This is a genomic window from uncultured Chryseobacterium sp. (genome assembly GCF_913776365.1).
Taxonomy (GTDB): Bacteria; Bacteroidota; Bacteroidia; order Flavobacteriales; family Weeksellaceae; genus Chryseobacterium.
This window is the reverse complement of sequence record NZ_CAJYMO010000027.1, coordinates 1-10,143: the sequence shown is the minus strand read 5'-3', so window position 1 is coordinate 10,143 and position 10,143 is coordinate 1. Positions and strand designations below refer to the sequence as shown.

Here is a 10,143-nt window from a genome sequence, read left to right as displayed (position 1 = left end):
TGGTTTCCGTCGCCCTGGGTTCCCATATGCGAACGGGCAATACTGATCAGTTTTTCATCATTCAGGAAATCGTTTTCCCGGAAGGCGTCCATCAGTTCCTGCGACATCGGCATCTGCTCTCCTCTCGGCCTTCCTCCGTATCCGAAATGTGTTACCGAGTGGGCGGCATCCAGTACCTGCTTAGGATCGGCTTTCCCGAAGTCCGTCAGCATCACCGAACAGCAGATGTCCGCGCTGTGGAATCCCGGGTGGATGGCATTTTTCGCCACAACCACGCCGCCTACCGGGATATTGCCCGCAGGTCCTGTCGGGCAGGCATCCGGCATAACGGCACCCTCGGTCAGGGTAGGGGTCTTCATCAGTACTTTCATGGTATTGATCACTTTTTCCACATTATCATTCTCGCTTTCATGCTCTGCCCGGATGTTGATGATAAAATCTTTCGGTGTTTCATGGAGCGGTACCTGTTCAGGTTGTCTGAATTGTTCCAGATATATTTTGATCCGGCTTTCGTCCAGTTGATTTTCGTTGATGAATTCGATGGCTTCCTTAAACCATCTGGCAGGACGGTATCCCATTTCGATCAGGTTGTTTCCGTTAAATTCCATAAGTTCTCTCATTTTGTTGAGGCAAAGTAACGGCGCAAGTATGCAATCTTTTTGCGCAGCTGAATATTTTTTCATTATTTTTGGTAAAATTTTAAAAAATGATCCCCGAACAGCTCAGAAACTCAACTGAAACCCTCTGTTTCAGCGATGTGATCGCCTATATCGACGCACATTACGATTTTACACCGGCAAAATTCACCAACGGTGATACGGTGAACGAAGAAAACCAGAACAACGGTTCATGTAAAATTTTCAGTTTTGCCCGCCTGAACAACCTGTCGGAAGAGGAGACCTTAAGCCTTTTCGGAGACTTCTACCGGGAAGATGTGCTGAAAAACCCGGAAGGAACCGATCACCAGAACATCAGGAACTTTATGAAATCCGGATGGGAGGGAATTGCATTTGAAAAGGAAGCCCTTCAGGAAAAATAATTGTCTTAAAACTGCCGGTCTTCAAGACTTATTCAAACCTCATAGGTTTTGAAAACCTATGAGGTTTAACAGACGGATCCCGCGTGAGGGATGTGCAGGGTGCGCCTGAAAGGTGCAGTGCCGTTTCCCGGAAACGGTACCGCAACGAAGTGGAGCCCGGAGCAGCCCGGCCTGAAAAGCGATGGCCACGGCGTCGGCTGAGGGACACGCCCAAATAAAAAAACAAACAGCTCAATATACCATGTCATCCAATAAAAATGCCCTGATCCGGTACAAAACCCTGGACAAATGCCTGAAAAACAAGTACCGGAAATACACTCTGGAGGACCTCATCGACGAGTGTTCCGAAGCCCTCTTTGAATTCGAAGGCAAAGAGTCTTTTGTGAGCCGCCGTACCGTACAGCTCGACCTGCAGAACATGCGCAGCGAAAAGTTCGGTTACGAAGCCCCGATTGAAGTCTACGAGAGGAAGTACTACCGTTACAGCGATCCCGATTACAGCATCCATAACATTTCCGTCAATGAAAGCGATCTGAAGGCCATGAACAATGCCGTGCAGATCCTGAAGCAGTTCAAGGACTTCTCCATGTTCAGGGATATGAACGGTGTCATCCAGAAGCTGGAAGATTCCATCCATGCCCGGAGCCCGAAATCCATCATCCACCTGGATAAAAATGAGAAGCTGAAAGGCCTGGAGCATATCGACATCCTGTACGAAGCCATCCTTAATAAAAAGGTGCTGAACATCAATTACAAAAGTTTCAAGGCACGGGAATCCGACTGTTATTTCGTACATCCCCAGCTGCTGAAGGAATACAACAACCGCTGGTTCCTGATCGGCTGGTGCAAGAACAGGATGTATACCCTGGCTCTCGACCGGATGGAAACCATAAGCGTGGAAGAAAGGATGGAATATATCGACAAGGATTTCGACTCCGACCGGTATTTCGGCGAGGTGATCGGCGTCACGGTGTCCGAGACCCAGCGGCCGCAGAATGTCGTTTTCAAAATCAATACGAAACATGCACCGTATGTGAAGACAAAGCCGTTCCATCATTCACAGGAAATCATGGCAGAGGACGAGAGCGGAACCACCTTTAAAATCTGTGTCCAGCTGAATTTTGAGCTGGAGCGGATGATCCTGGGGCTGGGCGAATTCATTACCGTGCTGAAGCCGGAAAAACTGAAAAAAAGAATTCAGAAAAGCCTTCAGGAAGCCTGTATGAATTACATCGAGGGGCCTGGCAGTGATGCTTAACGGATAATGGCTTGGAAATTGTAGTATCCGGAATATTAAAAAAATAACTGTTATGAAATCCAGAATACTAAAAGCGGTAGTTGCTGTAGTAGCCCCGATTGTTATCGAATTCATCATTAAAAAAATCGCTGAAAAGTTCGACGAGAAGCCGGCGGCCGATAAAAAACAGATTCCCGTACACAACTGGGAATAATGTGATACCCATGGTATAAAAAGAGACTGTCAGCGTCATGGCAGTCTCTTTTTTGTTGTCTTTTGGGGGAAGGGAGAGGGTGATGGATGATGGATGATGGATGATGGATGATAGGTGATGGTTGATGGTTTATGGTTGATGGTTTATGGGTGATGGTTCTTGGGTTTTCGATAGGGCGGGAGGCTGAGGGTATGATGGCAGTGAAAGTCTTTGATTTCCTCCTTCTGTGTGCTGTAATATTTTTAAAGCATTTATCCGGATCTTATCTTTCTTATGTACTGAAAAGCTGACCGCTCTGGTGGTGCTGCCTGTCCGGTTACTGTGCATGATTTTAGCCATAAGCCAACCGCAGGCAGCCATCCACTCGCCTATATAAAATCATATATTCCGTTTCTCCAGCCCAGGACTTTTGAAGCATCTGCCTTCAGCCATTTTTTAAGAACGGTGGCATAGACTTTCCTGAAATCTTCCGTGTAGATGAGGTCGCCTTCGTTTAGGTGAGTCAGGTCGGGCAGGGGATTGAGGAGCCCTTTTTTCTTCAGCCCGCCGCTGATGAAAAACATCTGGTTAGCCGTTCCGTGATCGGTACCGTTGCTGGCATTCTGGGCAACACGGCGACCGAATTCGGAGAAGGTCATGAGCAGGATGTTGTCAAAAAGGCCATTGCTTTTCATATCTGCCGTAAATGAGTGTACCGCCTCATTGATGTCCTGGAAAAGCTTTTGCTGGCGTTCGTTCTGGTTCACATGGGTGTCGAAACTTCCTACGGAAAGATAATACACACGGGTATTGATGTCGGATTTGATCAGGGAAGCCACTGTCCTGAAATCTTTTCCCAGCTGGGAATCCGGATACGTCTGATCTGATTGTCTGGCTTTGCTTTTTTCAAAGATATAACCGGCATTATCGAGGGTAGAACCCAGTGTCTGATACAGATAGGAAACCGTTTCATCTTCATGGTGATGATCATAGAGGGACCTGAAGTATTTTTCCCGGCTGGTCTGGTACAGCCTTTTCGGATCTTTAAAGGCAAAGGCTTTATTGCGTTCGCCTTTCAGGGCCAGGCTCAGCATGTCGTCAACCTCCAGGGCCTGGGTGGGATGTTCACAGCGGTAGCATTCATCATCAAGGAACCTTCCCAGCCATCCGGAATCCAGGTATTCGTCGCTACGGCTTGCAGACTGCCAGATGTCCATGCTCCGGAAGTGCGATTTGTCAGGATTGGGATAGCCTACATTGTTCAGTACGGCAAGCTCACCGTTATCGTAGAGTTCTTTAAAATAGCTGAGCGAAGGATTGATGCCGGCCGCTTCATTGAGCAAAAGCGGATTTCTGACGGCTATGCTGTGGCGCTCCCTGAAATAAATATCGTTCCTGACAGGAATAATGGTGTTGAGGCCGTCATTTCCACCGGTAAACTGGAGGACAACCAGGACTTTTTGTTCCGGTTCCAGGGCTTCATCAACCGTCAGTGCTTTCAGGAAGTTGGGCATCAGCAGCGATGCGGTGGCCAGGGAGCTTATTTTGAGGAATTCTCTTCTTTTAATCAGCATAGCGGTATTTTTTTGGAGGAAGCAGCGGGTTTGTTTTACATTAGTTGATACTCGGGAGTAGACATCAGATTAATGACTTTCATTCTTAAGGAGCCATCAGAGAAATTGTTGACAGTAGAGATATCAGGTGATAGGGTGCTCTGGAGCAGGTAATCCCCGATATTCTTTCCGGCAAATACCTTTTCCACGCGTTCCCAGTCGATGGTGATGTTGGGATTTTTAAAGCCTTTTCCTGCAGGGTCTGCAGATCGGGATTTCAGGCCCATATCAAGGTCATCGTCTTCTTTCGGCCGGTAATCAAGCGGGCGTAATCCTGACCAGATCTGCGGGATCTGAAGCCGCAGCATCAGTGTGGAACTGTCGATCCAGGATTTTCCGCCGGGCCATCCGGCTACATTGGGCGGGTAGAGCAGCATCTGCCCCAGCAGTTTCTGGTAGACGATGAGGTTCTCAGGATTTCTGATCTCCATGGGCAGTGCCCGCATCATGCCGGCCATCAGTTCAATGGGGGACTTGATCCGGGTACCGATATTCTTTTGGCTGTAAAACCATGAACTTGAAAAGATATCCTTCATCAGGCTTTTAATATCGTATCCGGAATCGTAAAACTTTTCACTCAATGCATCTACTGTCGGCCCGTCTGCATTTTCATTCACAAAAAAGCGGTAAATTTTTACGGTAATGAACCGTGCCGTAGCTTTTTGCTCCAGGATGATATCCAGAACATCCGATCCGGTAAAATTTCCTGTTTTTCCCAGGAAGGTCTTTGTACCTTCATCATGCAGCTTTTCTCTTTCCATAAACCTTCCGTCTTTGGCATAGCCCCAGCCGGTAAATGCCCGGGCAGCTTCCCGGATGTCTTTTTCGGTATAGCTCCCGCGGCCCATCGTAAAAAGTTCCATCACTTCACGGGCAAAATTTTCATTCGGATGGTCTTTTTTATTTTGCTGGTTGTTCAGGAAATTCAGCATAGCCGGTGACTGGCTGACTCCATATAGAAGGTCTTTGAAATTCCCCAGTGCATTTTTACGGATTACATTCAGCAGCTGGCAGTTGAATTCAGGGTTCTGCACCCTTGAAGCAAAATGCCCATGCCAGAAAAAGGCCATCTTTTCCCTCAGCTGTTCCCTGCTGTTGACCATTTTATCCAGGAAATTCAGATTCAGTTCTTCGTTCTGCTGCCGGTAGATCTTCTGCATTTTCTTTTTCTTTTCTGCCGGCGAAGCAGGCTCCATGGCATTAACGGTCTCCTTTCCAGAGGCATGATATCCAATTGCTGAAAAAGCTTCTTCGCTTATCAGTTCTTCCAGCAATTCAGAAATGTCTGTGGTATGCAGGTGATCAAACTGTGCGGTTTCCACCCCGAATCCTGCCCGCCAGAGAAGATGCTTGTTATGAATAAAGGAAGGGACCGGCATAAATAGAATTTATTTTTTGATCCTTAAGGTACGGGAAAGTTAAATTAATATCGGTTAAGGTTTGTTAAAAGAACGGGGGACCGGGTTGTAATGAATTGTACCTTATGTACGACAGCTTTCGGTATTCTGCGGGCACTCAGAATAAATCATTAAACAAACATTTAAATTTCAATATGTAATAAATTACTGAGAGTCAAAACGCTGAATACTCATGGTATGTTAAACTTACTTTAATCCTTGTGCTTGGCACGATTTTTACAGCAGTCAGCATAGCAAAAATTTAAAATCAGAAGTATGAAAATGTTTAAACAGGCAGTGCTGTTGGCCGGCGTTTTGACGGCAGGTGCGTTAAGCGCACAGAGTGCACAGATGAATAATATGATTAAAGTAGGTGCTAATGTAGGACTGGCGGTGCCTTCCGATAACCTTTCCGCTGCAGTTGGCGTGGATGTGGCTTATCAGAACCTGATTACGCCAGGCTTCGGACTGGGTATTGCGACAGGGTATACCCATTATTTCGCTAAAGACAATAACGGATATGACAATAATGACGTAGGTGTAATTCCTGTAGCGGCATTGTTAAGAATCTATCCTAAGCAGACCGGATTTTATTTCGGTACCGATATCGGATACGGAATCCTGGTAGGAAATGATAAGGTTGCTGCCAATTCTGTGATGGACAGACCAGGCGGAGGATTTTACCTGAAGCCTGAAATAGGATATCACAACCGTGACTGGAACTTCTTTGTGCAGTACCAGAAAGTATTTGTAGGAAACAACGGCGACCTGCCGGGCCAGGACTACAATGTGGGTAACATTGGCGTAGGCTTTTCTTACAATATTCCATTAGGGAAGTAGTTAGATTTAAGATAAGCAATTATTAACCAAACCTTTTCGATTTTTTGAAAAGGTTTTTTGGTTACAGCGGAAACTTACGAAAAGTATTATTATATTTGATAAAATTTGAGGTTATGAATTTGAATCCGAAATTTCCACTTTATTTACCGGGCGTAAAAAATACCGGCAATGATAATGTGTCCATCATTGGCGCAAACCTTCGTGAAGACGTAACCACTCTGGGTTATTATATTTCCGGTAACGGAGCGATCGAAGTTAAGGTACAGCAGGATTATCCTACCAAAGAATATGCTTCCTTCTCAGACATCCTGAAAAAATTCATACAGGATAACGGGCTGGAAAATGTAAAACGTTTCGGAATGGCTGTTCCGGGGCCTGTGCTTAACGGAAAGAGCAGCCCGGAAAGATTGGGATGGGAGCTGAACCTGGAAGAATATTCAGGGGACTTCGGTTTCGAAAAGGTAGAGATGCTGAACGACCAGGAAGCTGCCGCTTACGGAATGGCCCTTCTGGAAGATAATGACCTGGAACCGATTTATTCCAGCGGACACCTGGAAAAAGGAAACGTGGCCATCCTGGCTCCCGGAAACGGACTTGGGGAAGCCGGATATTTCTTCGACGGAAAATACCTGAGGCCTTTTGCTACGGAAGGCGGGCATTCCGAGTTCTCCCCGAGAACCAATGTAGAGGTGGAATTCTACCAGTTCCTGAACAATATTTATGGTATTGTAAGCTGGGAAAACGTACTTTCAAAAACAGGATTGTTCAACATCTACCGCTTCCTGAGGGACGTAAAGAGGCATCCTGAGCCGGAATGGCTGGCAGAAAGGCTTTCAAACGGAAACTTCGTGCAGGAGCTTTACAAAGCAGCGGTGGAAGAAGATGTCATGATCTGCAAGATCGCACTGGATACCTTCCTGGAGTTCCTTGCCCGGGAGGCCAATAACCTGACCCTTAAGCTTAAAGCAACGGGCGGGCTGTTCCTTTCAGGGGATATTCCTCAGGAAATCAGAGCCTACGTCAACAAAGACAAATTCTACGAAAAATACAAGATCAGCGACAAAATGGAAGAAATGCTGAAAAACATCCCGATTTACCTGGTGAAGCAGAACCATACGGCATTGAACGGGATTGCCCTGTATACTGCTTATTACCATCAGGAGTAAGCAGCCCATGCCTGAAAACATCTTAAAAAAGCTTATAAAATCAATAGAAAAACTCCGGATTATTCCGGAGTTTTTCTATTGGTAACAACGGACGATAAAAGATATTGAATTTATTGATGTATATCAAGGCTATCTTTCGCTGCAGTTGATTACATTTGCATCCGTAAATAATACATAAACTTTATTCCAATGAAAAAATTATTCTTGTTATCAGTACTGGCCAGCGGACTGGCGTTCGGGCAGCTGAAAAAAGTGATGACCTCCGATGTCCAGTGGTGGGGATATAAAATTGCAAAATCCGAAGCCAGCTCTCACACCGGAACCGTAAAAGTGAAAAACGGGGAAATGATGATGAAAGGAAACCAGCTTACAGGCGGTACTTTTGTACTGGATATGACCTCCATCAACGCGACCGATCTTACCGGCGAATATCAGCAGAAACTGAACGGGCATCTGAAGAACGGTGATTTCTTTGAAGTGGAAAAGTTCCCTACAGCCACTTTTAAAATTACCGGAATAAAGAAGAATAATGATAAGGTATATACTTCCCTGGTATCTGGAAACCTGACGGTGAAAGGAAAAACCAATCCTGTATCTTTCCCTGCAAAAATTACCTACAGCAATGGAGCGGTAACCCTGCAATCCAAGAAATTTACAATCGACAGACAGAAGTTTGATGTAACGTATAAGTCTACCATGCAGGATGTCCTTGTGAAAGATGATATTGAAATGCTGGTAAAAGTAACAGCCAAATAATTTAATCAAAAAAAAATTGTTAAAAGTGTAGAAGTTCTACACTTTTTTTTATTTTTGTTGAATTGTAAATAAAAAAGAATGAAAAGATTATTATTGTTTGCTATGATGTGCATCAGCATGTCTTTTGTTTTCGCTCAGAAGAAAGGAGATAAAGTGGTGAAGGTAACCTCATCCGAAATCAGATGGTGGGGATACAAAGTAGTGAAAACGGTTCCGACTACCCATTCCGGAACGGTAAAGCTGAAAAGCGGTAAATTTACTTTTGATAAAACCGTCCTGGTGGATGGTGAATTTGTAATCGATATGAAGTCCATCATGGCCGGTGATGTTTCTGACGAAGATCAGGTAAAACTGACCAATGACCTGAAAAGCTCCAACTTTTTTGAGGTTAAGAAATTCCCATTGGCGAAGTTCCACCTTACGAAAATTATTCCCCTGGCAAACAGCGAATTCAATTCTACGGTGTACGGAGACGTTACCATTAAAGGGGTAAGAAAAACAATTACTTTCCCGGCCAACGTATACATCACCCAGTTTACGGTGGTAATAGAATCTGCTAAATTCTCTCTGAACAGAAGGGATTTCAAAGTATTCTACCAGTCTTCCCTGAAAGATTACTTCATTAAAAACGAAATGGATATCCAGTTCAAGCTTTCTACCGAAAAGCTGGACAATGAAAACAGGACACCTGTTAAGAAAAAGAAATAGTTTTCTGACGGCATTAAATAAGAGCGGCTTCTTCGGAAGCCGCTTTTTTTACGCTGTTAGAGCTTTAAGCTCTAACAGCATATTTTTTTTTATTTTAGCATTATGAAAATTTATGTAGTAAGCGGCCTGGGTGCAGATTTCAAGGTATTGGAAAAAATCAGGTTTCCGGAGCAGCATGAAATCGTATTCATCGACTGGCTTATCCCGGAAAAAAATGAAACCTTTCCGCATTATGTTGCGCGGATGGCTGAAAAAATAAACGGTTCAGAGCCTTTTTACCTGGTAGGCTATTCTTTTGGCGGTATTCTGGTGCAGGAAATCAATAAGCTGAAGCCTGCCGTAAAAGTGGTCATCCTGGGCAGTATCAGATCCGATAAAGAGAAATCGAGGCTGATCCGGACGGGCCAGCTGACCCGCATTCCGAGATTGCTTCCGGTTACTTTTTTCAATGAAAGAACGACCAGGGTATATTCGGTAGTCAGAAAGTTTTTTGATCCTAAGAACCCTAAAGTCCTGCAGTATTTTCAGGTCCGCGATCCATATTACCTGAAGTGGTCCGTTGAAAAGATCTCCGACTGGAAATTTGAGGAAAGTCCGGAAGTTATACAGATCCTGGGAGACCGCGACATCGTATTCCCGATTAAAAACTGCCGTCCGGATTATGTTATAAAAGGGGGGACTCATTTGTTTCCTGCTACAAAATCAAAGGAGGTGTCTCTGATATTAAGGGAGGTGTTGAAATAAATTATATTTTATTTTAATTTTTATGTAAATTTAATGGGGTGTCTGCTTTAATTTTTCATTTTTATAAAATTATTATGTAGTTTTGCAGGGATAAAAATACACATCTCATGAAAGTAGGCCTGAAATGGATCGTTTCTTTTACAATTATCTGCCTGGTGGCTGTCGGCGGGCTATTCTGGAGCCCGGCGGCTGATCTTCCTGATACCGGGGATTTCCTGACAGAAGATAAAATCGTTGGTGCTGATGTAGCCTGGATTCTCGCAGCAGCAGGACTGGTCCTTCTCATGACACCCGGCCTTTCTTTTTTCTATGGCGGAATGGTGGGAAAAAAGAATGTGATTTCCACTATGCTGCAGAGCTTTATCGCATTGGGTGTGATTTCAATTGTGTGGGTGGTTGTCGGTTTTTCTCTTTCCTTCGGGGATTCTATCGGATTTACCATTGACGGAG

10 protein-coding genes and 2 pseudogenes are annotated in these 10,143 nt (G+C 44.8%); 9 read left to right on the top strand and 3 right to left on the bottom strand.

What is annotated here, in order from left to right; all coding sequences use genetic code 11:
- A pseudogene (locus tag QZ735_RS01690) lies at positions 1 to 608 on the bottom strand (RNA-splicing ligase RtcB); the annotation flags it as partial.
- Between the two features lie 98 nt (positions 609 to 706).
- On the opposite strand from QZ735_RS01690, the gene QZ735_RS01685 reads away from it, so the two are divergent.
- From QZ735_RS01685 to QZ735_RS01675, 3 genes are all read left to right on the top strand, one after another.
- Positions 707 to 1,039, top strand: a complete 333-nt coding sequence (locus QZ735_RS01685; RefSeq protein WP_294243594.1) for a HopJ type III effector protein — start codon at positions 707 to 709, stop codon at positions 1,037 to 1,039.
- Positions 1,040 to 1,280: 241 nt separating this feature from the next.
- Positions 1,281 to 2,297 (top strand): WYL domain-containing protein, encoded by a 1,017-nt coding sequence (locus QZ735_RS01680; protein WP_294243593.1) that lies wholly within the window; start codon positions 1,281 to 1,283, stop codon positions 2,295 to 2,297.
- 52 nt (positions 2,298 to 2,349) lie between these two features.
- Complete coding sequence (locus QZ735_RS01675) at positions 2,350 to 2,490, top strand: hypothetical protein (protein ID WP_294243592.1); 141 nt, start codon at positions 2,350 to 2,352, stop codon at positions 2,488 to 2,490.
- Between the two features lie 368 nt (positions 2,491 to 2,858).
- On the opposite strand, the gene QZ735_RS01670 is transcribed toward QZ735_RS01675, so the two are convergent.
- Both QZ735_RS01670 and QZ735_RS01665 read right to left on the bottom strand, forming a co-directional pair.
- Positions 2,859 to 4,043: a DUF1501 domain-containing protein gene (locus QZ735_RS01670; RefSeq protein WP_294243590.1), complete on the bottom strand. Its 1,185-nt coding sequence runs from the start codon at positions 4,041 to 4,043 to the stop codon at positions 2,859 to 2,861.
- 35 nt (positions 4,044 to 4,078) lie between these two features.
- On the bottom strand, positions 4,079 to 5,461 hold the full coding sequence (locus QZ735_RS01665) for a DUF1800 domain-containing protein (RefSeq protein WP_294243588.1): 1,383 nt from the start codon (positions 5,459 to 5,461) through the stop codon (positions 4,079 to 4,081).
- Between the two features lie 294 nt (positions 5,462 to 5,755).
- Here QZ735_RS01665 and QZ735_RS01660 point away from each other — a divergent pair, with 294 nt between their 5' ends.
- The 6 genes and pseudogenes from QZ735_RS01660 to QZ735_RS01635 form a co-directional block, all read left to right on the top strand.
- On the top strand, positions 5,756 to 6,319 hold the full coding sequence (locus tag QZ735_RS01660; protein WP_294243586.1) for a hypothetical protein: 564 nt from the start codon (positions 5,756 to 5,758) through the stop codon (positions 6,317 to 6,319).
- 113 nt (positions 6,320 to 6,432) lie between these two features.
- Positions 6,433 to 7,485 carry a glucokinase gene (locus tag QZ735_RS01655; RefSeq protein WP_294243585.1) on the top strand — a complete coding sequence of 351 codons (1,053 nt, stop codon included), beginning with the start codon at positions 6,433 to 6,435 and terminating at the stop codon, positions 7,483 to 7,485.
- Positions 7,486 to 7,674: 189 nt separating this feature from the next.
- A complete protein-coding gene (locus QZ735_RS01650; protein ID WP_294243584.1) occupies positions 7,675 to 8,241 on the top strand; it encodes a YceI family protein in 567 nt (188 codons plus the stop codon).
- 78 nt (positions 8,242 to 8,319) lie between these two features.
- Complete coding sequence (locus tag QZ735_RS01645; protein WP_294243582.1) at positions 8,320 to 8,949, top strand: YceI family protein; 630 nt, start codon at positions 8,320 to 8,322, stop codon at positions 8,947 to 8,949.
- A 102-nt stretch (positions 8,950 to 9,051) separates the two neighbouring features.
- Complete coding sequence (locus QZ735_RS01640; protein WP_294243580.1) at positions 9,052 to 9,693, top strand: alpha/beta hydrolase; 642 nt, start codon at positions 9,052 to 9,054, stop codon at positions 9,691 to 9,693.
- A gap of 107 nt (positions 9,694 to 9,800) precedes the next feature.
- Positions 9,801 to 10,143, top strand: a pseudogene (locus QZ735_RS01635) (ammonia channel protein); the annotation flags it as partial.

Excerpts from the sequence above, each read along its gene's own strand:
- QZ735_RS01655 (WP_294243585.1), top strand. The coding sequence starts at position 6,433 with ATGAATTTGAATCCGAAATTTCCACTTTATTTACCGGGCGTAAAAAAT.
- QZ735_RS01680 (WP_294243593.1), top strand. The coding sequence starts at position 1,281 with ATGTCATCCAATAAAAATGCCCTGATCCGGTACAAAACCCTGGACAAA.
- QZ735_RS01670 (WP_294243590.1), bottom strand. The coding sequence starts at position 4,043 with ATGCTGATTAAAAGAAGAGAATTCCTCAAAATAAGCTCCCTGGCCACC.
- QZ735_RS01665 (WP_294243588.1), bottom strand. The coding sequence starts at position 5,461 with ATGCCGGTCCCTTCCTTTATTCATAACAAGCATCTTCTCTGGCGGGCA.
- QZ735_RS01685 (WP_294243594.1), top strand. The coding sequence starts at position 707 with ATGATCCCCGAACAGCTCAGAAACTCAACTGAAACCCTCTGTTTCAGC.
- QZ735_RS01640 (WP_294243580.1), top strand. The coding sequence starts at position 9,052 with ATGAAAATTTATGTAGTAAGCGGCCTGGGTGCAGATTTCAAGGTATTG.
- QZ735_RS01650 (WP_294243584.1), top strand. The coding sequence starts at position 7,675 with ATGAAAAAATTATTCTTGTTATCAGTACTGGCCAGCGGACTGGCGTTC.
- QZ735_RS01645 (WP_294243582.1), top strand. The coding sequence starts at position 8,320 with ATGAAAAGATTATTATTGTTTGCTATGATGTGCATCAGCATGTCTTTT.
- QZ735_RS01660 (WP_294243586.1), top strand. The coding sequence starts at position 5,756 with ATGAAAATGTTTAAACAGGCAGTGCTGTTGGCCGGCGTTTTGACGGCA.
- QZ735_RS01675 (WP_294243592.1), top strand. The coding sequence starts at position 2,350 with ATGAAATCCAGAATACTAAAAGCGGTAGTTGCTGTAGTAGCCCCGATT.